This window comes from Cupriavidus sp. 10L43_2, from assembly GCF_056395265.1.
Window position 1 is genome coordinate 131,639 of record NZ_JBFTJE010000009.1, and the last position, 24,610, is coordinate 156,248.

19 protein-coding genes are annotated in these 24,610 nt (G+C 67.0%); 4 read left to right on the forward strand and 15 right to left on the reverse strand.

Translation table 11 applies throughout. The features are described 5' to 3' along the window. Positions 1-2 precede the first annotated feature (2 nt). The gene (locus AC1DEL_RS15195; protein WP_477126334.1) at positions 3-917 is read right to left on the reverse strand and encodes a MurR/RpiR family transcriptional regulator; all 915 of its coding nucleotides are present in this window, start codon (positions 915-917) and stop codon (positions 3-5) included. Positions 918-1,196: 279 nt separating this feature from the next. Between AC1DEL_RS15195 and AC1DEL_RS15200 the strand changes: the two genes are divergently transcribed. After that, entirely contained in the window at positions 1,197-3,131 is a 1,935-nt protein-coding gene (locus AC1DEL_RS15200; RefSeq protein ID WP_092289339.1) for an ATP-binding cassette domain-containing protein, read from the forward strand. Between the two features lie 54 nt (positions 3,132-3,185). On the opposite strand, the gene AC1DEL_RS15205 is transcribed toward AC1DEL_RS15200, so the two are convergent. From AC1DEL_RS15205 to alr, 6 genes are all read right to left on the reverse strand, one after another. Beyond that, complete coding sequence (locus tag AC1DEL_RS15205) at positions 3,186-3,671, reverse strand: disulfide bond formation protein B (RefSeq protein ID WP_477126335.1); 486 nt, start codon at positions 3,669-3,671, stop codon at positions 3,186-3,188. Between the two features lie 129 nt (positions 3,672-3,800). Further along, positions 3,801-5,096 (reverse strand): oxalate/formate MFS antiporter, encoded by a 1,296-nt coding sequence (gene oxlT, locus AC1DEL_RS15210; RefSeq protein ID WP_441593598.1) that lies wholly within the window; start codon positions 5,094-5,096, stop codon positions 3,801-3,803. 103 nt (positions 5,097-5,199) lie between these two features. Further along, positions 5,200-6,768: a gamma-glutamyltransferase family protein gene (locus AC1DEL_RS15215; RefSeq protein ID WP_477126345.1), complete on the reverse strand. Its 1,569-nt coding sequence runs from the start codon at positions 6,766-6,768 to the stop codon at positions 5,200-5,202. A gap of 215 nt (positions 6,769-6,983) precedes the next feature. Beyond that, positions 6,984-7,763 carry a GntR family transcriptional regulator gene (locus tag AC1DEL_RS15220; RefSeq protein WP_092289345.1) on the reverse strand — a complete coding sequence of 260 codons (780 nt, stop codon included), beginning with the start codon at positions 7,761-7,763 and terminating at the stop codon, positions 6,984-6,986. A gap of 25 nt (positions 7,764-7,788) precedes the next feature. Next, complete coding sequence (gene radA, locus AC1DEL_RS15225) at positions 7,789-9,156, reverse strand: DNA repair protein RadA (protein WP_477126336.1); 1,368 nt, start codon at positions 9,154-9,156, stop codon at positions 7,789-7,791. Positions 9,157-9,202: 46 nt separating this feature from the next. Beyond that, positions 9,203-10,312 (reverse strand): alanine racemase, encoded by a 1,110-nt coding sequence (alr, locus tag AC1DEL_RS15230; RefSeq protein WP_092289349.1) that lies wholly within the window; start codon positions 10,310-10,312, stop codon positions 9,203-9,205. Between the two features lie 485 nt (positions 10,313-10,797). Between alr and lplT the strand changes: the two genes are divergently transcribed. After that, on the forward strand, positions 10,798-12,117 hold the full coding sequence (gene lplT, locus AC1DEL_RS15235) for a lysophospholipid transporter LplT (protein ID WP_092289351.1): 1,320 nt from the start codon (positions 10,798-10,800) through the stop codon (positions 12,115-12,117). A gap of 60 nt (positions 12,118-12,177) precedes the next feature. Here the strand turns inward: lplT and AC1DEL_RS15240 are convergent, their stop codons facing one another. The 6 genes from AC1DEL_RS15240 to tsaB form a co-directional block, all read right to left on the reverse strand. Further along, a complete protein-coding gene (locus AC1DEL_RS15240) occupies positions 12,178-15,102 on the reverse strand; it encodes a putative mucin/carbohydrate-binding domain-containing protein (RefSeq protein ID WP_477126337.1) in 2,925 nt (974 codons plus the stop codon). 69 nt (positions 15,103-15,171) lie between these two features. Then, positions 15,172-18,129 (reverse strand): putative mucin/carbohydrate-binding domain-containing protein, encoded by a 2,958-nt coding sequence (locus AC1DEL_RS15245; RefSeq protein WP_477126338.1) that lies wholly within the window; start codon positions 18,127-18,129, stop codon positions 15,172-15,174. 91 nt (positions 18,130-18,220) lie between these two features. Beyond that, positions 18,221-19,354, reverse strand: a complete 1,134-nt coding sequence (locus tag AC1DEL_RS15250) for a DUF1853 family protein (protein WP_477159109.1) — start codon at positions 19,352-19,354, stop codon at positions 18,221-18,223. Further along, the gene (locus AC1DEL_RS15255) at positions 19,335-20,174 is read right to left on the reverse strand and encodes a uracil-DNA glycosylase (protein ID WP_454757142.1); all 840 of its coding nucleotides are present in this window, start codon (positions 20,172-20,174) and stop codon (positions 19,335-19,337) included. The genes AC1DEL_RS15250 and AC1DEL_RS15255 overlap by 20 nt, the downstream gene beginning before the upstream one ends. Beyond that, a complete protein-coding gene (gene rimI, locus AC1DEL_RS15260; protein ID WP_441593594.1) occupies positions 20,171-20,707 on the reverse strand; it encodes a ribosomal protein S18-alanine N-acetyltransferase in 537 nt (178 codons plus the stop codon). Before rimI ends, AC1DEL_RS15255 begins: the two co-directional genes overlap by 4 nt. After that, positions 20,704-21,483, reverse strand: a complete 780-nt coding sequence (gene tsaB, locus AC1DEL_RS15265) for a tRNA (adenosine(37)-N6)-threonylcarbamoyltransferase complex dimerization subunit type 1 TsaB (protein WP_477126339.1) — start codon at positions 21,481-21,483, stop codon at positions 20,704-20,706. The genes rimI and tsaB overlap by 4 nt, the downstream gene beginning before the upstream one ends. Positions 21,484-21,658: 175 nt before the next feature. Here tsaB and AC1DEL_RS15270 point away from each other — a divergent pair, with 175 nt between their 5' ends. Next, positions 21,659-21,928, forward strand: coding sequence for an acyl-CoA-binding protein (locus AC1DEL_RS15270; RefSeq protein WP_092289362.1), 270 nt, complete (start codon positions 21,659-21,661; stop codon positions 21,926-21,928). Positions 21,929-21,935: 7 nt separating this feature from the next. On the opposite strand, the gene AC1DEL_RS15275 is transcribed toward AC1DEL_RS15270, so the two are convergent. Both AC1DEL_RS15275 and AC1DEL_RS15280 read right to left on the reverse strand, forming a co-directional pair. After that, positions 21,936-23,393: a DHA2 family efflux MFS transporter permease subunit gene (locus AC1DEL_RS15275; RefSeq protein ID WP_255370646.1), complete on the reverse strand. Its 1,458-nt coding sequence runs from the start codon at positions 23,391-23,393 to the stop codon at positions 21,936-21,938. Next, a complete protein-coding gene (locus tag AC1DEL_RS15280; RefSeq protein ID WP_092289366.1) occupies positions 23,390-23,860 on the reverse strand; it encodes an SRPBCC family protein in 471 nt (156 codons plus the stop codon). The genes AC1DEL_RS15275 and AC1DEL_RS15280 overlap by 4 nt, the downstream gene beginning before the upstream one ends. Positions 23,861-24,144: 284 nt before the next feature. Here AC1DEL_RS15280 and AC1DEL_RS15285 point away from each other — a divergent pair, with 284 nt between their 5' ends. Continuing rightward, positions 24,145-24,555: a VOC family protein gene (locus tag AC1DEL_RS15285; RefSeq protein ID WP_092289367.1), complete on the forward strand. Its 411-nt coding sequence runs from the start codon at positions 24,145-24,147 to the stop codon at positions 24,553-24,555. The last annotated feature ends 55 nt before the right edge of the window (positions 24,556-24,610 follow it).

A 24,610-nucleotide genomic window follows, 5' to 3' on the forward strand; every position in this document is an offset into this window, starting at 1 on the left:
TTTCACTCAGTAGATTCGGAAGATTTCGAGGTGCCCCGCTCGCGCTGGCCCGCACCGGGTGCGTCGTAGAGCCAGGGGAGCAGGAATTCGGTCATCTCGGCCGCCGCCTTGACGGAGCGCGCCGAGCGATAGGCCACGGCACCGCACAGCGCTTCGATCAGCGCGAGCACCGTGGCATCGGAATTCGCGGAAAGACGATTGCCGGCGTTGGCATACAGCGCGATATCGGCCAGCGGTGCCAGCGGCGAGGTCGGGCCATCCGTCAGCGCCAGCAGCCTGCCGCGATGGGCCTTCACGCGCTTGGCCAGCACCATGCTGTCCGTCACATATCGGGGAAAGGCGATGGCGATCACCAGGTCTTGCGGCTGGAGCTTGAACAGTTGCCGCGCCGCGTGCGACGCGCCGCCCACCGTCGACACCGACGTCACCATGCGGCAGTGCATCTCCAGCCCGTGCTGGAGCAGGCCGGCCAGGAAGCCGCTCGCCCCGAAGCCCATCACATAGACGCGCTCGGCGGCGAGGATGGCATCGACGGCCCGCTCGCAGGCCTCGGCATCGAGCGCGCGGCGCGTGGCTTCGAGGTTGCGCGCGCCGTCGTCCAGCGCGGCGGCGAAGACCTCGGCCACCGTCGTCGGGCGGGCCAGTTCGTCGCGCAGGCGCTCCACCGGGGCCAGCGTGGCCTCGAAGCCGCGCACGAGTTCGGCGCGGAACTGCGGATAGCCTTCGAAGCCGAGCGCCCGGGCAAAGCGGTTGGCCGTGGCCACGGACACATCCACGGCCGTCGCGAATTCGTCGATGCGCATGGTCGCCGCGCGGAACAGGTTGTCCAGCACGTACTGCGCCATGCGCTGGTGCGCGGGCGTCAGTGTCGGCAGGCTGCGGGCGATGCGTTCGGAAATCGACTGGCCTTCGGACATGTCTGGGGAAAGAACCGGTTCAGGGCGCCGCGCGCACCATCCCGGAAAGTCCTTTGATGAAAAGGCACTTTCCCGGTGCGGCGGTCTATGTAAATAAATTTACACGCAAACCCCATACCAGGAGAACCTGGAAGTGACGAATTAGGGGAAATCCCTGAATACATGGATGCGGACATGGGGCCCGGGGCCGGCTGGCGCCTGCAAGACCAGCCACCGGGCGCGCTACAATGCCGGCCTGCCCGCCTCCGGGCGTGTTCTTCGCCTTATCTTCCAGTCCTCGTGATCCGAATCGACCAGCTAGTCCTCCAGCGCGGCACCAAGGTGCTGTTCGACCACACCAGCGTGACGCTCAACCCAGCCGAGCGCGTCGGCCTTGTCGGCGCCAACGGCAGCGGCAAGTCCACGCTGTTCGGCATGCTGCGGGGCGAGCTGCACCCGGATGGCGGCGATGTCTTCGTGCCCGCGCAGTGGCGTATCGCGCACGTGGCGCAGGAAACCCCGGCGGTTGACCGCTCCGCCGTGGACTATGTGATCGATGGCGACACCCGGCTGCGCGAGATCGAAGCGCGCATCGCCGCCGCCCAGGCCAGCGGCGACGGCAGCGCCGAGGGCGAGGCCCACGCCGCCTTCGCCGATGCCGACGGCTACACCGCGCCGGCCCGCGCCGAAGCGCTGCTGCTGGGCCTGGGCTTCACGTTGCCGCAGGTGACGCAGCCCGTGGCGTCGTTCTCGGGCGGCTGGCGCATGCGCCTGAACCTGGCCCAGGCGCTGATGTGCCCGTCCGACCTGCTGCTGCTCGACGAACCGACCAACCACCTGGATCTGGACGCCATCGTCTGGCTGGAGGACTGGCTGGCGCGCTACCCGGGCACGCTGGTGATGATTTCCCACGATCGCGAGTTCCTCGACGCGATCTGCAACGTCACGGTCCATATCGAGAACCAGCAGTTGCGCCGTTATGGCGGCAATTACACCCAGTTCGAGACCCTGCGGCTCCAGCAGATGGCGCTGCAGTCGTCAGCCTACGCGCGCCAGCAGAAAGAAATCGCGCATCTGGAATCGTTCATCAACCGCTTCAAGGCTAAGGCGACCAAAGCGCGCCAGGCGCAGAGCCGCGTCAAGGCGCTCGAGAAGATGGAGCGGCTGGCGCCGGTGCACGTGGCGGCCGGCTTTGCCTTCGAGTTCCGCGAGCCCGATTCGGCGCCGAACCCGATGATGGTGCTCGAGGGGGTGGATTGCGGGTACGCCGAGGCCGAGCCGCCCGTGACCATCCTGCACAACCTGGCGATGTCGATCCAGAACGGCCAGCGCATCGGCCTGCTTGGCGCCAACGGTCAAGGCAAGTCCACGCTGGTCAAGACGCTGGCCGGCACGCAGGCGCCGATGAACGGCACGCTGCGGCTGGGCAAGGGGCTGGTGATCGGCTATTTCGCCCAGCATCAGCTCGAAACCCTGCGCGACCACGATTCCCCGCTCCAGCATCTGGCGCGGCTGGCGCCGGACGTGCGCGAGCAGGAGCTGCGCGACTTCCTGGGCAGCTTCAACTTCCGGGGCGACATGGCGACCGCGCCGATCGAACCGTTCTCGGGTGGCGAAAAGGCCCGGCTGGCGCTGTCGCTGATCGTCTGGCAGAAGCCCAACTTCCTGCTGCTGGACGAGCCGACCAACCACCTGGACCTCGACACCCGCGAGGCCCTGACCATGGCGCTGGCCCAGTTCGAAGGCACCCTGATCCTGGTCTCCCACGACCGGCACCTGCTGCGCGCCACCTCGGACCAGTTCATGCTGGTGGCGGACGGCACCATCCGTCCATTCGATGGCGACCTGGACGACTACCGTGACTGGCTGCTCCAGCAAGCCGCCGCCAAGCGCAACGCCGCCACGGCCGCGCACGCCTCCGAAGCCGCGGCGGACGCCGGCGCCAACGTCAACCGCAAGGACCAGCGCCGCGCCGACGCCGACGAGCGCCAGCGTCTCTCCGTCCTGCGCAAGCCGCTGACCAAGGAACTCGAAAAAGTCGAAAAGCGCATGGCCGCGCTCCACACCGACAAAACCGCCATCGACGCCTTCATGGCCGACGAGACCAGCTACGCCGAAACCAACAAGGCCAGGCTGATGGAAATGCTGAAGCGCCAGGGCGAAGTCACCAGCGAACTGGAACAGTTGGAGGAGCGCTGGCTGGAACTGCAGGAACAGATCGAACAGATCGCGTAAGACATGTGAAAACGCCACCCGAGGGTGGCGTTTTTGTTTGATCTCACCGGCGTCTCACCGGTAATTCTTCTCCCGCCGGATCAGCCCTACTGCCAGCGTCACCGTCAAGATCACCAGCCAGATCAGTGACCAGCCGGGGATCGAGATGCCGAACAGGGGGGGCAGCGGCGCGGTGCACAGGCCGTCCGAGAAGAAGACCTGGGGCAGCAGGCGCGCGGTGGGCAGTTGGTTGACCCAGTTTTCCAACGGATCGATGCCGCACGAGGACTTCGGGTTCAGCAGCAGGGAGACGTGATACCCCGCCACCGCGATCCCGGCCACGCCGGACAGCATGCCCAGCCCCTGCCACAGCGTGCGCGTGTTCTGGGCCAGCGCGGCCAGCAGGGAAAACAGGCCGATGCCGACGAAGGCGAAGCGCTGCATGATGCAGAGCGGACACGGCTGGTAGCCCTCCACGAACTGGAAGTAGAGCGCGGCGCCGAGCATCGCGAACGAGAGCACGGCGATCAGCAGGAAGTAGGCACGGGAATTGGCTTGCATGGGGGTCCGGGACGGAAGAGGCGTCGAGCCGAATTATTACCCATTTTCCGTCCGCCGTTGCCAGCGGCCCCTTGATATCCCGCCATTGCGCTGTCAATCCGCCGCGGCGGATTGACGCAGCGCCCGCGGTCAGGCTGCCGCGGCTGCCGAAGTGCCCGCCAGATAGCGCCGGCGCCACGGCTTGAGCACCGCGATGGCCAGCGCCGCCGTGACGATGTCCAGCGTGATGGCCACGCCGAACACCGGCATCCAGCTCCCCATGCGCTCATGCATCAGCGCCGCCAGCGGGCCGCCGAAAATCGAGCCGATCCCCTGCGAGATATAGAGCCAGCCGTAGTTGGTGGTGGCGAATTTGGTGCCGAAGGTATCGGTCAGCGTGGACGGGAACAGCGAGAAGATCTCGCCCCAGCCCAGGAACACCACGCCCGAGAGCAGCACGAACAGCACCGCGTTCTCGCGCGTGAGCAGCCACAGCGTCATCGCCACGGCCTCCAGCGCGAAGGCGAAGCACATCGTATTTTCACGACCCCAGCGGTCGGAAATCCAGCCGAACATCGGTCGCGTCAGCCCGTTGGTGAGCCGGTCGATGGTCAGCGCCAGCGGTAGCGCGGCCATGCCGAAGACCACCGCGTTGGACACCCCGAAGTCCTTGGCGAAGGCGGCCATCTGCGAGGTGACCATCAGCCCTGACGTGGACATCATCGTCATCATCAGGAACAGCAGCCAGAACAGCGGCATCTTGAGCATCTGACGGGTCGGCACGTCCACCACGTTCGAGGGCGTGTACGACGCGCGCACCGGCAGCCGCTCGCCCGGCGCCGGGGCGCGCAGCCCCTGCGAAGCCAGGAAGCCGATCACCGCGAAAATCAGGCCGAACTGCCACAGCGTGGTCTCCAGCCCCTTGCCGGCCAGGGCCGACGCAATCGGGAAGGTGGTGACGATGGCGCCCATGCCGTAGCCGGCCGCGACCATGCCGACGGCAAACCCGCGCCGGTCCGGGAACCAGCGCACCATCTGCCCCACCACGCCGATATAGACGATGCCCGTGCCCAGGCCGCCGACCACGCCATAGGTCAGGTACAGCATGCCCACGCTCTGGGCCGAGGCGGCCAGCACCCACGACAGCCCGGCCATCACCGTGCCGGCCGCGATCAGCCGGCGTGGCCCGAAGCGCTCGATCAGCGCGCCCTGGAACGGCGAGAAGAACGTCTGCAGCACGATCAGCAGCGAGAAGGTGACCTGCAACTCCGAGAGCGGCACCCCCAGCTTGGCCGCCAGCGGCTTGGTAAACAGGGTCCAGACATACTGCGGACTGGAAATCGCCATCATGCAGACGAGACCCAGCAACAGTTGCAGCCAGCGCGTGCGCGCCAGCGGCATGGCCTGCGGCACGCCGAGGGCCGCGTTATCAGCAACGGTACGCATTTGCACCACTCCTTGAGACAGGAACTTCGAGGAAGACACGCGGCCACGCATTCGTCATGGCGGGCTCGCGCAGGTTGGAACTCAGTAAATTGCGACCCCCGCCCTACCAGGCCGCCACGCCGCCATCGCTACGCGGATCGCTGCCGCCCTGGTAGAGGCCATCGGCCTGCAGCACGATGGCGCCGGCGTGGCCCATGGTTTCGTCGTATGGCCCCAGCACCTCCACGTCATGACCCAGGCGGTGCAGCGCCTGCTGCGTGGCATCGGGAAAGCGCGATTCGAGCTTGAGGGTGTCGCTGGTCTGGCCCCAGGTGCGGCCGAGCAGCCAGCGCGGTGCGTCGATGGTGGCCTGCGGGTTCATGCCGAAATGGACGATCCGCGAGAACACCGCGCTCTGCGACTGCGGCTGGCCGTCGCCGCCCATGTTCCCGTAGACCAGCGTGCGGCCGTCGTTCAGGCGCGCCATGGCCGGATTCAGCGTGTGGAATGGCTTGCGCCCCGGCATCAGCGGGTTGCGCGCAGTCGGGTCGAGCGAAAAGCTGCAGCCCCGGTTCTGCCAGTTCACGCCGGTGCCCGGTAGCACGATGCCGCTGCCGAACTCGTGATAAATGCTCTGGATAAAGCTCACCGCCACGCCGCTACCATCGATCACGCCCATCCAGACCGTGTCCGCCGGCCCCATGCCCTGCCCCCACGGCAGCACCGCGTCCGGGCGGATGCGTGCGGCGGCGGCATCGAGCCACGGCGGCGCCAGCAGGTCCTGTGGATCGATCTCCATATAGGCGGGATCGGTGATATGCCGGTCGCGCACGTGGAACGCCTGCTTGGTGGCCTCCACGCAGGCATGGACGAAGTCCGGGCCGAGCGGGTCCATGCCGGGCGCCAGCAGGCGGTCCAGCTGACCGAGGATCAGCAGCGACACCAGCCCCTGCGTGGGCGGCGGCATGTTGTAGACCGTGCCGCGTGAATGGGCCAGCGCCAGGGGCGCTTTCCAAGTGGCGCGGTGCGCGCGCAGGTCGGCCAGCGTCAGCGGACTGCCCGCGTTGCCGAGTTCCCGGGCCAGCATCTGTGCCAGATCGCCCTGATAGAAGTCATCGAGCCCGGCCTGCGCCAGTTGCTCCAGCGTGGCGCCCAGACGCGGATGGCGGAAGCGCGTGCCCGCCGCCGGAGCGCGTCCGTCGATCAGAAATGTCTCAGCGAAGCCCGGCACATCGGCCAGTTCTGCGGCCTTGGCGGCCACGCAGGCCGACTGGCTCTGCGTGACCGGCACGCCCACGCGGGCATAGTCGATGGCATCGGCCAGCAGCCGCGAGAGCGGCAGGCGCCCGCCCAGCGCGTCGTGCGACCACGCCAGCGCCGCCTGCCAGCCGGACACCGTGCCGGCGACGGTGTTCGCCGCCATGCCGCCGCGCGTGGGAATGGCCTGGAAGCCGGCCTCCCGATAGCGCGCGATGGTGGCATCGCCGGCCGCTGCGCCGCAGGCGTCCAGGGCGCGCGGCGCCTCGCCGGGGCGGGAGATCAGCCAGAAGCTGTCGCCGCCGATGCTATTCATATGGGGATAGACCACGGCGATGGTGGCGGCGGCGGCGACCATCGCCTCGACGGCGTTGCCGCCCTCGCGCAGCACGGCCAGCGCACTCTGCGACGCCAGCGCGTGCGGCGCCACGGCCATGCCCCGGCTACCCCGGATCGGATTGAGATGAAATGCCACGCTCCGCGACTCCTGCGATTTATGTATACATAAATTTCCTGTGCAGAAGGATCGCAATAGGCGTGCCACCACGTGCGCCCGGGCACGCTCGCCTAATAAGAAACATCTCAAGCCCGCGTCAGCACGGGGCTGGCGGGTGGATGCTCACGTGGAAAGTGGAATGGGAAAGGCGGGAGTCAGCCGAAGCGCCTGCGCCGGACGGGTGCGTTCGGGGTCTGGGCCGGCGCCGGGCGCACAAGGCTGGTGCGGGCTTGCTCGAGCCGCTCGGTGGTCAGCCGGCTGACCTCGGCACGGCCATCTTCGATATGGGTGGAGAGCAGCGCCACGGCGCGGGCGCCATCGGCGGCTTCCAGGGCGTCGAGAATGGCCGAATGTTCGTCGTACGTCAGCGAAATCCGCGTGCCGAAGGCGAAGTCGAGCCGGCGGATGATGCGGATGCGGTCCGTCACCTGCTGGTGGACCGCCGCTGACTCGGGATTGCCGGCCGCATCGACGATGGCAAGGTGGAAGGCCTCGTCCAGTTGCGCCACGGCGTTGCCATCGGCCAGCCGCCGGGCGACGGGCACGCGCCAGATCGCGCCAAGCTGCCGCACCAGCGCCGCGAGGGCCGCCTGATGCGGGGCCTCGGGCCGGCACAGCCGCGTTACCGCGTGGGTCTCCAGCAGGGTGCGCAACTCGTAGAGCGCTTCGAAGCGGGCCAGATCCAGCGGCACCACTTCCCAGCCGTTGCGGTAGTAGCCGCGCACCAGCCCATCGCCCTGCAGGCGGTGCAGCGCCTCGCGCACGGGCGTGCGGGAGATGCCCAGCCGCTCCGCCACATCGTTCTCGGTGAACCGATCGCCGGGCAGGAGGCGGAAGGCGAAGATGTCGTCGCGCAGCGCCTGATAGGCGGCCTGGGAGCGCTTGGCCTTGGCCAGGCTGGCGCTGCCATCGAGGGTGTCTGCTGCGTCTGCCATGCTCGTTCCCCCCGGCCTTGGCCCGTCAGTCCAGGTGCCGCACGCGGTCGATGGCTTGTTCGAGGCGATCCACGGGAATCACCTCGATACCCTCGATCTTCTGCTTCGGCGCGTTGGCCTTCGGGATCACCGCCATCGTGAAGCCGAGCTTGGCGGCTTCCTTGAGCCGCTCCTGCCCGCGCGGGCTCGGGCGGATCTCGCCAGCCAGCCCCACTTCGCCGAACACGACCAGCCCGCGCGGCAGCGGCTTGTTGCGCATCGACGAATGGATCGACAGCAGCACCGCCAGATCGGCGGCCGGCTCGGTGATCTTGACTCCGCCCACGGCGTTCAGGAACACGTCCTGATCGAAGCAGGCAATGCCCGCGTGCCGGTGCAGCACGGCCAGCAGCATCGCCAGCCGGTTCTGCTCCAGCCCCACCGCCAGCCGGCGCGGATTGGGCACGTTGGCGGTATCGACCAGCGCCTGCACCTCTACCAGCAGCGGCCGGGTGCCCTCCTGCGTGACCAGCACGCACGAGCCCGCCACCGATTCCTCGTGCTGCGAGAGGAACAGGGCCGAAGGATTGCTGATGCCGCGCAGGCCGCGCTCGGTCATCGCAAAAACACCCAGTTCGTTGACCGCACCGAAGCGGTTCTTGAAGGCGCGGATCAGCCGGTGCGACGAATGGGTGTCCCCTTCGAAGTACAGCACCGTATCGACGATGTGCTCCAGCACACGCGGCCCGGCCAGGCTGCCCTCCTTGGTCACATGGCCGACCAGGATGATGGTGATGCCGGTGCTTTTTGCGATGCGCGTCAGTTGCGCCGCGCACTCGCGCACCTGCGCCACCGAGCCGGGCGCCGAGGTCAGCGCCTCCGAATACAGGGTCTGGATCGAGTCGATCACGGCCACTTCGGGCTGCTCGGCCTCCAGCGTGGCCTGGATTTTCTCGAGCTGGATCTCGGGCAGCAGGCCCAGTGCGGGAGCATCCACGCCCAGCCGTTGGGCACGCAGGGCGATCTGGGCGCCGGATTCCTCGCCGCTCACATAGAGCACGCGCCGCTGGCCGGCCAGGTTGGCCAGCGTCTGGAGCAGCAGCGTGGATTTGCCGATACCGGGGTCCCCGCCAATCAGCACCACGCCGCCCGAGACCAGCCCGCCGCCGAGCACGCGGTCGAACTCATCGATGCCGGTGGAGAAGCGCGGCACGTCAGCCGCGTCGATCTCGGACAGCTTGCGCACCACGGCCGAGTTGGCCAGCGGCTGGAAGCGCCGGGCGGCGCTGGACCCGGAATCCGCCACGGATTCCACGAGCGTGTTCCAGGCGTTGCACTGCGGGCACTGGCCGGCCCAGCGCGGCGTGGTGCCGCCGCACTCGGTGCAGGAATAGACAGTCTTGGTCTTGGCCAAACGGCGTCCTTGTTCTGGGAGAGGGTCAGCGGCGGTCAGGCGCGGGTCAGGCCGGGGCGTCGGCCGTAGTCAGCGTGGCCACCGTGCAGGGTACGCGCATCGCCAGCGCGCACATCAGCTCATAGCCGACGGTGCCGCTGGCCGCCGCCACCTCGTCGATCGGCAGGCCCTGGCCCCAGAGCGTGACCGATGTGCCGACACGGGCCTTCGGGCAGGGCGTGAGATCCACGCAGACCATGTCCATCGAGACCCGGCCGACCAGCGTGGTGCGCGTGCCATCGACCAGCACCGGCGCGGGGCGGTCGCCCCAGCCGGCCGCGTGGCGCGGGTAGCCATCGGCATAGCCGCAGGCCACGATGCCGATGCGCATCGCGCGGTCGGCCGTGAACATCGAGCCATAGCCGACCGTATCGCCCGGCTGCAGGTCCTGGACGGCGATCAGTTCGCTGTGCAGCGACATGGCCGGCTGCAGGCCGGTATCAGCGATATCCGCCGCCACGCCCGTGGGCGACGCGCCGTACAGGATCACCCCCGGCCGCACCCAGGCGCGGTGCGCCTGCGGGTGCCAGAGCACGGCGGCCGAGTTGGACAGGCTGGCTTCGCCCGGCAAATTGGCCGTGGTGGTGTCGAAGGCCTCGATCTGGTGCGCGATGCCCCGCGCGCTGTCGGCATCCGAGAAATGCGTCATGTGCACGATACTGCCCACACAGGAGAGTCCGCGCGCACGTTCCCAGGCGGTCCGATAGGCCTCCGGCCGGAAGCCGAGCCGGTTCATGCCGGTGTTGAGCTTGAGCTGGATCGCCAGCGGCCCCCGGGGCCGGGCCACCTCGAGCATGCGCAGTTGTTCCTCGCAATGAATGGCTGTCGTGAGGCGATATTGTTCCAACAGGGGAACATCCTGCGGTTGGAAGAATCCCTCTAGCAAGAGGATCGGCCCCTGCCACCCGAGTTCGCGGAGCAGCACGGCCTCGTTGAGGTCGAGGAGCCCGAAGCCGTCGGTGCCGCGCATGCCCGCGAAGGCGCGCCGGATACCGTGGCCGTAGGCGTTGGCCTTGACCACCGCCCAGATGTGGGATTGGGGCGCGTAGCGGCGCACCACGTCCAGGTTGTTGGCCAGCGCGGGCTGGTGGATGACTGCGTGTATGGGTCTTGGCATGGTCTGGCTAAGGGTGCAGGTTGCGTCCCGGCATGCACCGGATCAGGGAAGACCCGGACGGCAACCCGCTGCAATCGGGCGTTGATGTTGCATACACTGTGCCGGCACCGCCACGCGCATGACGCGAAAGTGCGCTGGAATACGGAGCGGCCGGCACATGCGGGGCAACATCGCGCAGGCGATATTTGAACACAACCGGCGCCCACCTCAGGGAATCCGGAAGGCGGGTTCCTGTCAAAACGCGGGTCCGCCGGAGTGCTGAAATGTCGTGGTTTCGTGATATAAAGCCGGACGCTCCGGCCATGTTTTAAAAGAGAAGCAATATGTCAATGACGGTCAGGCAAGCCGAAAGGCGCGCGAAAGTTGCGCAACCGCCCCACTTTGACAAGGCCGTCGCGCCAGGTTCCCTACAAGCCGCGATGTTGCCGGTCGGCGTGCCCCTGCCCGCCGTGCCGGGCGTCCGCGATGGAGACAAAGTCGAAGGTATGAAGAAGGGTTTCTACACGATCATGGCCGCGCAGTTCTTTTCGTCGCTGGCCGACAATGCGCTGCTCATCGCCGCCATCGCCCTTCTCACCGAATTGCATTCCCCGCAGTGGATGACCCCGCTGCTGAAGCTGTTCTTCGTGCTGTCCTATGTGGTGCTGGCGGCCTTCGTGGGGGCCTTCGCGGACTCCATGCCCAAGGGCAAGGTCATGCTGATCACCAACGCCATCAAGATCGTCGGCTGCGCGATCATGATGTTCGGGCTGCACCCGCTGCTGGCGTACGGCGTGGTGGGCTTCGGCGCCGCCGCGTACTCGCCGGCCAAGTACGGCATCCTGACCGAGCTGCTGCCGCCCGAGAAGCTGGTGATGGCCAACGGCTGGATCGAGGGGCTCACGGTGAGTTCGATCATCCTCGGCACCGTGGTGGGCGGCGCGCTGATCTCGGTCCATATCTCGGACATCCTGCTCCGCTTCGACATCCCCTACGTGGACACCGGCATCAACACCCCGGCCGAGGCGGCCATGGTGGTGATCATGTTCTTCTACGTCGTGGCGTCGGTGTTCAACGTTTTCATCCCGGAAACCGGCGCGCGCTACCCGCAACAGGAAAAGAACCCGGTGAAGCTGATTGCCGAGTTCGGCGACTGCTTCATCGCGCTGTGGCGCGACAAGCTGGGCCAGATCTCGCTGGCCGTGACCACGCTGTTCTGGGGCGTAGGCGCCACCTTGCAGTTCATCGTGCTCAAGTGGGCGGAGAAGTCGCTGGGGCTGAACCTGTCCCAGGGCGCCCTGCTCCAGGCCGTGGTGGCGGTGGGCGTGGCGGTCGGCGCGATCATGGCCGCCGCCCGGATCCCGCTGCGCCGCTCGCTGTCGGTGCTGCCGTTCGGCGTGGCGATGGGGATCACCGTCATGATCATGGCCTTCTACACCAAGGACGCCATGCCAGCCGTGATGCTGAACGTGCTGGGTTATCCCATGCCGCTCTACATGGCCATCGCCTATGTGTTCCTGATGATCGTCGGAGCCATGTCGGGCTACTTCGTGGTGCCGATGAACGCCCTGCTCCAGCATCGCGGGCACGTGCTGCTGTCCGCCGGGCACTCGATCGCCGTCCAGAACTTCAACGAAAATGTTTCAGTTCTGCTGATGCTGTGCCTCTACGCGCTGCTCATCAAGCTGAATGTGCCGATCGGCTTCGTGATCGTGGCGCTGGGCCTGTTCATCTCGGCCACCATGCTGCTGGTCATGCGCCTGCACAAGCACAACATCAAGATGCACAACTCGCTGGCGATGATCGGCGAGGACAAGCACCACTGACCCGCGCGCGGGCAGCGAAACAGGAAACGCCCCGCCCGGCCTGCGCCGGCGGGGCGTTTTTCATGCTGGCAGCGCCTTCAGGCCGCGCGCCATGGTCTGGTAGCGCGCGGTCTCGCCGACCACGGTCCGTGCATTGGTTTCCGTGTTGACCAGTTGGGAACGGGTCGGATCGCTGTGGAACACCGTGACCGTATAGCCCTTCTGCAATGAGAAGGTGGAAGTTTCGGGGGCCACCGGCGCCCCGCCATGGACATCCAGGTCGTAGACCACCTGCTGATACTTATCCTCCACATGCACGCTGACGCGCAATCCCCCTTCGTGCGTCCCGGCGGAAACGGAAACCGTCAGCGTATTGAAGACCAGGCTGAGGTTCAGCGTCGCCACCGGATTGCCGGCACCGTCGAACAGTGACCACAGGAACATGTTCCCGCGCACGGTCGGCACCACCGCGATCTCGGATGCCGACGCATAGGTGATGAGGCCATCGACAAGCACCTCGGCCACCATGTTCTTTACCCCGGCCTTGACCTGCCCCTGCATCACGTTTTCGATCGGATAGCGGGCAATGCTCGCCTCCTCCTTGAACGAGTAATACCGCTCGCCGCCATAGGGGGACAACGGGAAGATCACGTTCATGGCGGTCGAATTCAATGTGCCGATACAGTCATATGAGAACAATTCATTGCCGGTGACGTCGGAGAAACTGACATAGCCGTAGGTATCCGAAAAGTAATAGTGCGGCTTCCCGCCAACGATCTGAAAGCGGATCTCCCGCGCCGCCAGGTCGATCGTCACGGTACAGAACTGGAAGTCGCTGATGCCCTTCATCTTGAGGGTGAAGAGGTTGCCAACGTAGGCATCCGGTTCGAAGTTGAAGGTGGACATTACGTCCATGTACTCGCGCCGCGCCGCGGTGCGGGCCGCCGGCGGCAGCGCCATGACCGCCAGGTAGAGGTCGTCCTTCAACTGGGCGTAAGGCGCATGGGCGATCGGCAGGTGGTCGCGCACGATCGTCGCGCCGGCGGCGATGCGCGCCAGCAGATCCGCTTCGGGATCGTTGCTGGCCGCCGCGTTCTGCAGGCCGAACGCCGTGATCGTCAGGACGTGATTCTGTTGTGAGGGGAGCAGGCCCGGCGTGGGAGGCTCGATGGACAGCACGCTGGCATACATCACGTACACCTCGAGCCGATAGCCGACCTGGAAAGGCACGGCGTCTTGAACCGGTTCCGCCTCTTGAGCGCTGATCTCGCGCGCATACACGCTGGCTCCCGCGCCGTTCTTCACCCCGATGGCGGCGTATACCCCTGTGTCGGGCGCATGGAGCGGCTGGGCCGTGACATCGATGCGCACCTGCATGGTGGTGAAGTCGACGCGAATCGTGCCGCTCGCTTCGTTGTAGGCATTGAGCAGCACCAGCGTCTGGGTGATCGTGCCCGACGCCTGCTTGAAGGTATACGTCAGCGACTGGCTGGCTTCCCGTTCCTTGACGATCAGGTAATCGGCATCCACCAGGTATTTGCGGCTCTTGCCCGTCGGCGGGCGGATCGTATAAGCGCCAATCGGCAGGCTGTCCAGGATCATCTCCGGCGCGCGGACCGGAGTGGATAACACCTCCCGTGCGCCTTCCATCAGCACCAGTGGCTCCCCGTAGATCTGCTTGAAATCGTCGATCAGGAACCGCAGGGAGAGGCTGCCAGTGACGCCGGTCCCCTGCAACTCCACCGTATCGACCAGCCGCAGTGGCGAATCGAGATGCAGCGCGCTCTTCACTGTCGGCAACGTCTCCGACGTCACCAGTTCGCACAGCGGATAGACGGCGCGGGCGTGGCTGAACACATTGAGCATGGCACGCAGCGGCGACAGCGGCGCGCCGGCCAGGGCGACAAACGGCGCAATGTCCACATCGCACCGTTCGACGCAGGCGGTAGCCATTTCGTCGAACCCCGCCGGCCGGGGCGCTGGCGAGGGCGACGTGTTCATCAGGATCCGGTCCACCTGGTTCAGGTGGCTGATCGAGGCATCGCCAGCCTTGTACTTCAGCAGCATCACCAGATAGACCTGGGCGCGGAGGTCCCAGGATTCATATGGCGTGCCACTGCGGAGCAGCGCCATCACACTCGCGAAGAACGCCGGCGCGCCCTGGTAGAGCCAGCCCTCCGTATAGACATCGGCGCCCATTGCGAAGTCCTGCCAGATCGCCGCAAACACATTGCCCCACACGGAATCCGGATCGGCGATACCTTTGTCGGAGAAGTGGCGCTGGTAGCCGCCAGCGATGGCATTCGGCGCATTCCAGCTGGTCGGCAGGTTGTCGAGCCAGACGGGCGCGACCGATGCCGACGTCGTGGCCGCCGCTCGCCGGCCGTAGTAGGCGGGTTCGGCGTCCAACGCGGCGTCATCGGCCGCCAGGTAATAGTGGTTCCTGACGTTGAGATCCGTGGGCCGCTGGGGTTGGAATGACACCCCCATCAGGGCATTGAAGGAGGTCAACATGTCCTGGTAATACGCGCCCAGCGCATTGAGACCGCCAGGATAGGCCCGCAGCACGGCCTTGTCCCGGGCGGGCACCAGCATGCACATATAGTCGCCCTCGATCAGGCCGAACTCGGCATCCTGCGCGTCCCAGGTGGCAAAGAATGGCGCCTCGGCATTGCCCGCCCGATAGATCGGTAGCATTTTGCTCGTCGAGGGGAAGGCAAACTCGATCAGAGGGGTGCCCGCCACATAGGGCGTCACGACAAACGGGACGCGCACCGCGTTCATGGTGACATTGACCCACGCGCTGCCCAGCGTCGTCCACTGTGCCGGAACCGTGCCGTCGCTGGCACATACCACCCACACCGGCGACGTGAAGCCGGGCGATATTTGCCGGAGCCGGAGCGTGGCGCCGGGCGCCAGGATGATGCCGAGCGCCTGCTTGTCGTGATCGAGCCCTTTCGGCAGCCCCCCCTTGCGAATCCATTCCGGATCCTGAAGCGTGTACACAGACTTCGTTTGTAGGATTTCCGCCATCTTGGATACCTCGTGAAGGATGCAATCGGACCCGGCTGCGCGTCACGCCACCGCCCGCAAGCCACGCGGCATGGTCTGGTAGCGCGCCGTGGCCGCCACGGTGGTCCGCGCCGACGTCTCTGCGTTGATCAGTTGGGAGCGCGTGGGGTCCTGGTGGAACACCGTGACCGTATAGCCCTTCTGCAGCGGGAAGCTCAGGGCAGCGCCCACCACCGCGGCATTCCCCGGCAGGGCGATGTCATAGACCGGATCGCCGTAGCGGTTTTCCACCCCAATGCTGATGTAGACCGCCGACACGCCGGGGTCCGGCACGGTAACGTGCAGTGTCATGTTCAGCACGTTGATCACCAGGTCCAGTTCCAACTCGGCCACGAGCTGACCCGTGCTGCCCAGCAAATTCCATATGAAGATGTTGCCTCGCACGGCGGGCATTTCGGAAATTTGCGATGCCGTGGCGGTCATCACCACGCCGTTGCCGGGCAGGTCCAGCATCGTATTGACCAACCCATTCCACGTGACGCCCTGCATCCTGTTCTCGATGGTGTAGCGCTGACCCAGTTCCTCCTTGAACGAGTAGAACTGCTCGCCACCGTAGCGGGACAGCGGGAACGTGCGGACCATGGCGGTCGCGTACTGATTGCCGATGCAGTCATAGGAGAACAACTCCCGGCCGTCTGCGTTGCGAAAGCTGACATAGGCGTAAGTATTCGAAAAATAGTCGTGCGGCTTCTTGCCGCCGAAGATCTGGAAGCGCACCTGGAGCGCGACCAGATCGATCGTCATGGTGAAGAACGTCCAGTCGCTGATGCCCTTCAGCGAGACGAAGAAGTTGTTGCCGATATTGGTGCCCGGCGCGGTGTTCTGCAGGGACATCACGTCGGCGTAGTCGACCACCGCCTGGGCGCGCGCCGGCTCCGGCAGCGCCATCACGGCCAGGTAGATGTCATCCTTGACCGTGGCATACGGTGCCGTGGTAATCGGCAGGCGCTCCCGCACCAGTGCCGCCGCTTCCGCAATGCGCAACGACAGGTCCGCCACCGGACTGTTCATCGCCTGCAGGTTCTCGAGCCCGTGCGCCGTGATCACGAAGTCGTTGGTCGCCTGCGGCCGAATCAGTCCCAGGGCGGCCGGCAGCACCCGCAGCCGCGATGGCTCCTCATGGCGCACCTCGATCCGATAGCCGATCTCGAACGGAATGTCCGCATGCTCCGGGGCTGGGTGGTTGCCGTGAAAGTCCCGCTGATAGACCGGATCGCCATCGGCCGTCCGGATCGTGACGCCGATGTAGACCGTATCCATGAACGCGGTATTGGGGTTGCTCAACAGGTCCACGATGATCTGGCGCGTGGGCGCGTCCACGCGGATCGTGCCGTACAGGCCGTTATCCGCCCCCAACAGCATGAAGGTCTGCGTGACGATGGCGGACGCCTGCTTGAAGACATAGGCCAGCGCCTGCGTGCTGGTGCCCTCCCTCACAATCAGGTAGGCCGAGTCAATCGCATATTTACGATTCTTGCCGGTGGGTGGGCGCAACGTGTACACGCCAACCGGCAAATCGGCGAACGTCACCCCGGTGGCGGCGATGCGTGCCGAGGACACCTCCCTTGGCCCTTCCATCACGAACAGCGGTTCGTCGTAGATCTGCACGAACTGGTCGATGGCAAACTGCAGCGTCACGCTGCCGCGCAGGCCAGTACGGCGCATCTCCGCCGGGTCCACCAGTTGCAGCGGCGACGCCGCATGGAGCGCCTCCTGCGCCGGGACCAGGCTGGCCGCGCTGACCAGCGCATAGAGCGGGTACACCGCGCGCGCGTCGCTGAACATATTGAGCACCGTCCGCACCGACGCCATCCTGGCGCCCACCATGCCGATGAATGGCGCCACATCCACCCCGGCCTCGGCGGCATAGACCTCGGCCATCATGTCGATCACGGGCGGCGCGATCGGCGGCAACGGCAGCGCGTTGGCATAGGTCCGGTACTGCCGGTTGAAGCTGGCAAACGCCGTGTTGCCGGCCTTGTACTTGAGCAGCATCAGGAAATAGAGCTTCTCGCGCACACTCCAATCCTGCAGCGGCGTACCGCTCGTGATCCGGTCAATGACACCGCTGAACAGAGCCGCCTCGCCCTGATAGAGCCAGCCATCGGTGTGCACCGCAGCGCCCAGCGTGATGTCCTGCCAGGTGGCGGCATAGAGCTTGTTCCAGACCTCGAGAAAGCTGACCGAACCGGCCGCCATGAAGGTGCCGAGGTAGGCGTGGCCCAGCGTTTCCAGCGGGGTCCAATTGGTGCGCAGGCCGGCGAACCAGTCCGCCGTCATGGACGCCGAGGTCGATGCGGCCCACGCGGGGCCGTAGTAGGCGCCGCCGCTGCCCTCCGCATCGGCCTTGATGAAGAACTGGTTGCGGATGTTGAGGTCCGTCGCCCGTTCGGGATCGAACGCTATGCCACACAGCGCGTTGAAGGTGGAAACCACGTTGTCGTAGTACGCCGTCAGTGCGGCGAGGCCGCCCGGCAAGGTCCTGAGCGTGGGCTTGTCGGCCTCGGGCACCAGCATCCGGACGTAGCGCGACTCGATCAGCGCGAACTCGGCCGCCTGCTGGTCCCACGTCGCAAAAAATGGGGATTCCGCACCGCCAGCTTCGAACACGGGGAGCGTCTTGCTGGTTGGCGAGCAGGTGTACCAGACGGTGGGCGGCGTGCCGCCGCCGAGGTACGGGGTCTCGATAAACGGCACCGAGGCGGTGTGCGCCGTGATCGTAAGTGGCATTTCGCCGAAACTGAACACGCGCTCGGTGCGGCCGTCGCTGTTGAGCAGGCGCAGTGTCAGCTCGCCCATGAAATCCATGTCGATCTGGCTGATCGTCAGCTCGCCGCCCGCCGCCAGGACCACGCCGAGATGCTGGCGGTCGTGGCCCAGACCCTTGTCGAGTCCAGCGTTGCGGAACCACTCGGGGTCCGTGAGCCAGTGGAGCGTCTTGACCTTCTCGATGTCCGACATCTGCCATCCCCCTTCGTCGCGACGTCCGGATCGGACGTTTCGATGCAGCGTGAGGGGAAGTATCGCGGTGCGGTGCGGAGGCCGGAATGGATTAGCGAGAGGCGGGTGCGGGAGGGGATTTGTCGGCAGTGRCCCGCTCGGCGGCGCGCGCCTGCCACCCCGGCGGCACCACGAAGCCGCGCGAGCGTTCCTGCCAGATGCCGGGCTGCTCGGGCCCGGCGGGCGCCAGTTCGCAGACCATCACCGGGGCTTCACGCCGCCAGCTATGCGCCTGGTGCGGATCGGCAAAGCGTTGCGCCAGCGCGGTGTGCAACGCGGCGGCGGACTCCGTCTGCGACTCGGGCACCCGCGCGCCCGAGAGCCAGTCCGCGCGCGGCAGCCGGCACCAGCGCGTGGTGGCCGCCGCCGGGTGGGCCTGCGCCCGCGCGGCCCAGTCCTCCAGCGTGGACCACCAGCCGTGCAGGTGATCGGGCGCGATGCCCAGCGTATCGAGCCCGGCCGGCAGGCGGCCATCGCGATAGAACAGCCAGCCCAGCAGGTAGACCTCGCTGCGGTCGATGGGATGGGTGAGCACCGCCTGCGCTTCGGCCGCGCGGCCCAGCGGCAGCTGACGGCCGACGATATGGTCGAGCTTGTCCCCTAACCGATCGACGAGATTGGGGCCGACGAAGTTGCGGCGGTCGGGTGGCGTGCCCGGCTGTCCATCCACCATCAGGTAGAACTTGGCCGCCATCTCCCAGTGCACGGTCTGCGCGCTGGCGGGATCGCGCCAGATCACGTCCAGTTCGCCCAGCGTCTGGATGCCATGGCCGTTGGCGCGCCGGATCGGCACATTGGCGGCGACGAGTTCGATCCCATCGGCCCGATGCAACGCGAAGTGGAGCAGCCGCTCGGCATGGCGGCCCAGGCGCAGGCTGCGGCTACCCGTGGGGTCCGGGTGGCCGCTCAGTTCGGCGATGGTTTCGGGAAGTGTGGCGGGGTCGGCGCGCTCAAGCCAGCGCTGCCACGCGGCCTGCGCGCCGGGCGGCCAGTAGGCCAACGCGGCGCCGGCGCCGTAGCCAGCCGGCAGGTGCGAGAGCAGCGGCGGCGAGAGCGAGCACCACGCGAGATCGCGCACGCGCTGGGACGCGGCGGTGCGCCACAGGGGCGCCGGCCCGTCGGCGCCGGCTGCTACCGGCCCGCCCGGGCGGATGGCCTGCGCGGGATCAGGCTTCAGCTCCCGCACGGTCGTGTACTTCGCGGGCCAGACACAGGTCTTCCCATGCGCGCGCCTTGTCGGTCAGCGTGCGCAGCAGGTAGGCCGGATGATAGGTCACCACCACGGGAATCCCCTCGTACTGGTGCACGGTGCCGCGCAGCTTGCCGATGGGCGTCGTCGAGCGCAGCAGCGACTGCGCCGCGAAACGCCCCAGCACCACGATCACCTTCGGCCGGATCAGCGCGATCTGGCGGCGCAGGAACGGCTCGCAGTGCGCCACCTCCTCCGGCTCCGGATTGCGATTGCCGGGCGGGCGGCACTTCAGCACATTGGCGATAAAGACATTGCGGTCGCGCGCAAGGCCCAGCGCGCCGAGCATGTTGTCGAGCAGCTTGCCGGCCTGGCCGACGAACGGCTCGCCCTGGAGGTCTTCATTCTCGCCCGGGGCCTCGCCCACTAGCATCCATTCGGCGCGGCGGTCGCCCACGCCGAGGACCGTATTGGTGCGGGTGTCACTCAGGCCGCAGGCGGTGCACTCGGCCACGGCGGCTTCCAGCGCCGCCCAGTCCATGGCGGCGATGGCAGCGTCCCGGGCCAGAGCGGCCTCATCCTGCACGGCGGGTTGCGGCGGCGGCGACAGGGCTTCGATCACCACGGGGCGCGGGGTGGCGGCCGGGGTGGTCATCACCACGTCGACTTCGGGTTCGATTTCGGCCACGGCTACCGTGGCGACCTCGATTTCGACCTCGACGTCGGCTTCGGCCTCTACAGGCGCCCCAGCCAACCGGCGCGGTACCCATTCCGACGGGATGCCGAGCACTTCGAGGAACTGCGCGCGGCGATTCATGCGGACTCCTTGCCTTCGTGCCAGGCCCGGCGCAGCACGAGCGCGTCTTCGCGCCCATTGGCCGTGGCCGGATAGTAGCCCTTGCGGCGGCCGATCTCGGCAAACCCGGCTTCCTCGTACAGCGTCAGCGCGCCCACATTGGACGGGCGCACTTCCAGCAGCATGGTGCCGAGGTTGTGGGCATGGGCGGTGGCCAGCGCCACAGCCAGCAGCAGCCGGCCATGGCCCTGCCGCTGCCGGCGCGGGTCCACGGTGATATTGAGCAGGTGCATTTCGTCGACCACCGGCATCAACACGGCATAGCCGACCAGCGTATTGGCTGGATCACGGAGCGTCAGGCCGATATGGCCCGATTTCAGGGAATTCTCAAAATTGCCGCGCGTCCAGGGATGGCTGTAGGCGCGCTGCTCGATATCGGCCACGGCGTGCAGGTCCAGCGCGCTCATGCGGCCGAGCGTCCAGCCATCGCCCAGCTCGGGCATGACCGGCACGGCCGGCCATTGGGGCGACTCGGGCAGCAGCGCGGCGCTCACGCGGCCTCCCCTGCGGCGGCCTTCGCGGCCTTGGCGGCTTTATCAGCTTTCTCGGCGGCAATCGCCTCGCGCTCCACGATGGTGTGGGCAACCTTGTTGCGCACATAGATCGGCATGGCGTCGGCAGCGTCGATGGTCTCGCCGCGCGCCAGCGCCCGCAGGCCGATGGCCACCGCGGCGCGGGCGTCCGGCATGGCTTCGGGCATTACGCGGCCGGCCTGCGCGGCCACCTGGAGCCGTTCGCCAAACACGGTCGAACCATTGCCGGCGAGCCAGAACGCGCCATCGGGCTGCGCCACGGCTTCGGGCGGTCCCACCTGCACCGGGCCCTCCATCGACCACTCCATTGCGGCGGCGTCCCAGCGGAACGTGGCGGCATAGGTCTCGTCCATGCGGGCGTCGAGCGCAACCAGCACGCGCGTGTCCGCCGGCAACGATGAAGTGCCGGATCGGACGCTTTCCGCGCACATCGTCAATACATTGATGGGAATTACCGGCAGATCAGCGCCGAAGGCGAGCCCTTGGGCCACGCCGCAGGCGGTACGCAGGCCAGTGAACGAGCCGGGGCCGGCGCCAAACGCGATGGCGGCACAGTCGGCCAGCGTGATGCCGGCCTCGGCCAGCACGTCGGCCACGGCCGGCAGCACGCGCGCAGACGACCGCGCGCCCGTATGCTCATGGCGGGAGAAACACTCGAGGGCGCCGTCAGTGGCGGCGCGCCCCAGTGCGACGGAGCACCACTCGGTGGAGGTCTCGACAGCAAGAATCCAGGACATGGCGCGATTGTATCCGGAGCGCGGCCAAAGCTGTATTGGCAGGCACGCCGGCACCGTGCGCGACAGACCGTGCCGCCGCGCGCGGACCGAAGGCTTCTTCGGTTTTTCCGCCGCAAACGGCGCGGCGCGGCGGCTATCATCGCACTTCTACGCCCACTCATTACCCGGAGACACCATGAGCGACCTGCAGGCCCGCTTCGACCAGGCCCTAATCGACGTCAAGACCCTGAGCGAGCGTCCCAACAATATGACGCTGCTGCGCCTCTACGCGCTTTACAAGCAGGGTGCCGAGGGCGACGCCCACGGCGACAAGCCCGGCATGACCGACTTCGTCGGCCGCTACAAGTTCGAAGCCTGGGAAGCCCTCAAGGGCACCAGCCAGGACGACGCCAAGCAGAAATACGTCGAACTGGTCGGCGAACTGCTGGCAGGCACCGCCAGCTAAGCCCCCGCTAGGCCCCTGCCCCGACCGGCATCGGCTTCGGCCGGATACGCCACGCGGCCAGGATCGCCGTGGCGATCACCACGCCCACGGCCAGGAAGGTCTCATCGAATGCCGCGATCCGGGCGACCGGATCGCCACCCGGCCCGAGCACCGCGCCGTGCTCCGCCAGCCGCCACTGCAGCCCCACCCCCGCCAGACTCACCCCGATCGCCCCGCCAAGCTGCCGCAGGAAATTGATGCAGCTCGAGCCTTGGGCGATCAGCGAGAAATCCACCCCGCGCATCGACCCGAGCGTCAGCGACGGCAGGATGGAGCCGAGCCCGATCCGCCCAATCACCGCATAGAGCACCAGCAGCAGGTAAGGCGTGGCCATCGACCCGGTGGCCATCAGCAGGAACGACGCCGCCAGCAGCGCCAGCCCGAACGACACCTGCCGGTGCGGCAAGATGTAGTTGGTCAGCCGCCCCGCCACCGCAATCGTCACCGCCAGCACAATGCCGGCCGGCATCAGCACGATGCCCGCCTGCGACGGCGTATAGGCCAGCGCCATCTGCATGTAGACCGGCAGCAGGTAGGTGGAACCGAACAGCCCGGCGCCATAGATAAACGCCACCACGGCCCCGGCCGAGAACTGGCGGTAGCTGTAGAGCCGCATATCCATCAGCGGCTCGGGCGCGCGCAGCTGCCAGACCACGAAGCCCGCCAGCAGCAAGACGCCCAGCCCGGCCAGCGCCAGTCCGGCCGGCACGTTCTCGCGCATTTCCACCAGCCCGTTGAGCAGGGTCACCGTGGCCACGCCGGCCAGCGCCAGCCCGCGCCAGTCGAGTGCCTTCCGCTCGCCGATCATCGCCGAGTCCACGGCCATATAGCGGCGCGCCATCCACAGGCCGATGAGGGTCAGCGGCACCACCACGAAGAAGATCGAGCGCCAGCCGAAGGTCTCCACGAGGAAGCCGCCCACGCTTGGGCCGATGGCTGGCGCCAGCACCACGCCGAAGCCGAACAGGCTCAGCGCCTTGCCCTGCTCGCGTTCTTCGAACACGCGCAGGATGAAAATATTGGGCAGCGGCTGCATGATGCCGGCCGCGATGCCCTCGGCCACGCGCATGGCCAGCATCACGCCGAAGGTGGGCGAAAACCCGCCAATCAGCCCGCCCGCGCCCAGCAGCAACAGGCTGCCGACGAAGGTGCGGCGCAGCCCGAATCGGTTCAGCAGCCACGGCGTGAGCAGCATCGACAGCGTCATGGCGATCATGAAACTGGCCGCCACCCACTGCGCGCGCTCCTGGCCAAGGTGGAAATGCCGGCTCAGGTCCGGCACGGCCACGTTGACGATGGTCGAGGACACGATGGACGACATCGTGCCCAGCATCAGCGTGACCAGGATCAGCCAGCGCAGGCGCTCGCCATAGCGGGCGCGCAGCACGGCGCGTGTCGGCCCGCCGGCCGGCTGCGAGCCCGTCACCCGAGCCGCCCGGTGTGAGCGATCTCCCGGATCTTGCGCACCGTGTCGAGGTCCGCCTCGTGGTATGCCGACTTGACGATCTCCGCATAGCGGTCGTCGCCGCTGTCATCCGTGTCGGGCAGGGTCGTTTCATAGATGAAACGCACCAGCAGCGCGCCCGGCGCGGGGGTCTCGATGCTCATCGACAGCCTGCCGCCGGCATGCTCGGCCGTGGCCGCAGTCTCATAGCGCACCGCGCGCCGTGGCTCGAATACCACGCGGTCCTGTATCGACGTCTTTCCGAAATGCAGCACGCGGTCCAGCCAGCCATCGCCCCGCGCCAATACCTCGGCGCGCTCCAGCCCCAGGACGAACAACTCGGGCGACTCGGCCCGCAGCACCAGGCCCTGCCACAGCTGTTCAGCGGTCAGCGGCTCCAGCGTGGGATTGCCTGGGTCATTGATCTCCACCAGGTGTTCAAAACGCAACTTGACTCTCCAATCTCGTGAATGTCCATATTATGAAGGCTCCTTGCGCGCCGCGGCGGTCCGCGCTTTCGTTTTCAGAGTCATCTCATAGCCGCCATGCAGCGCATCGATGATCCTGTCCGGACTGGCATCACTCCTGACAGCTCTTGTCAGGAGTGCCGGCGCACAATGCTGGCCCGGGCAAGGAAGGCGTCAGGAGCCGTCAGGAGCGGACAGAAGCGGAAAGCACGAACCGACACTGGCCGCCGCCACGCCCGAGAACGCTCATGAAGCAGGAGGCTGGCATGGAGTTGCTGATCAATATCGACGTCGATGACCTCGAACACGGCATCGGCTTCTACGAAGCAGGACTGGGATTGCGGCTGGGCCGCCGGCTGTTCGACAACAGCGTGGCGGAAATGCACGGCGCCTGCGCGCCGATCTACCTGCTGGCCAAGGAGGCCGGCACGGTGGCCACGGCGCGGGCCGATGCGCGGCGCGACTACGCGCGGCACTGGACCCCCGTGCACCTGGACTTCGTGGTGGAAAACCTCGAAGCGGCCATCGAGCGCGCGCTGGGCGCCGGCGCCGAGATCGAGGACTGGCCGCAGGACTTCGACTGGGGCCGGCAGGCCCGCCTGTCCGACCCGTTCGGCCATGGCCTGTGCTTCATCGAATGGCGGGGCCGGGGCTACGGCGCCGTGGCGGGCCCCTGACCCACGAGCCAGCCACAAACAAAAAACCCCACGGCGCGAACCGTGGGGTTTTTCA

Excerpts from the sequence above, each read along its gene's own strand:
- AC1DEL_RS15195 (WP_477126334.1), bottom strand. The coding sequence starts at position 917 with ATGTCCGAAGGCCAGTCGATTTCCGAACGCATCGCCCGCAGCCTGCCG.
- AC1DEL_RS15205 (WP_477126335.1), bottom strand. The coding sequence starts at position 3,671 with ATGCAAGCCAATTCCCGTGCCTACTTCCTGCTGATCGCCGTGCTCTCG.
- oxlT (WP_441593598.1), bottom strand. The coding sequence starts at position 5,096 with ATGCGTACCGTTGCTGATAACGCGGCCCTCGGCGTGCCGCAGGCCATG.
- AC1DEL_RS15215 (WP_477126345.1), bottom strand. The coding sequence starts at position 6,768 with ATGGCCGTGGCGCCGCACGCGCTGGCGTCGCAGAGTGCGCTGGCCGTG.
- AC1DEL_RS15220 (WP_092289345.1), bottom strand. The coding sequence starts at position 7,763 with ATGGCAGACGCAGCAGACACCCTCGATGGCAGCGCCAGCCTGGCCAAG.
- alr (WP_092289349.1), bottom strand. The coding sequence starts at position 10,312 with ATGCCAAGACCCATACACGCAGTCATCCACCAGCCCGCGCTGGCCAAC.
- lplT (WP_092289351.1), top strand. The coding sequence starts at position 10,798 with ATGAAGAAGGGTTTCTACACGATCATGGCCGCGCAGTTCTTTTCGTCG.
- AC1DEL_RS15245 (WP_477126338.1), bottom strand. The coding sequence starts at position 18,129 with ATGTCGGACATCGAGAAGGTCAAGACGCTCCACTGGCTCACGGACCCC.
- AC1DEL_RS15255 (WP_454757142.1), bottom strand. The coding sequence starts at position 20,174 with ATGAATCGCCGCGCGCAGTTCCTCGAAGTGCTCGGCATCCCGTCGGAA.
- tsaB (WP_477126339.1), bottom strand. The coding sequence starts at position 21,483 with ATGTCCTGGATTCTTGCTGTCGAGACCTCCACCGAGTGGTGCTCCGTC.
- AC1DEL_RS15270 (WP_092289362.1), top strand. The coding sequence starts at position 21,659 with ATGAGCGACCTGCAGGCCCGCTTCGACCAGGCCCTAATCGACGTCAAG.
- AC1DEL_RS15285 (WP_092289367.1), top strand. The coding sequence starts at position 24,145 with ATGGAGTTGCTGATCAATATCGACGTCGATGACCTCGAACACGGCATC.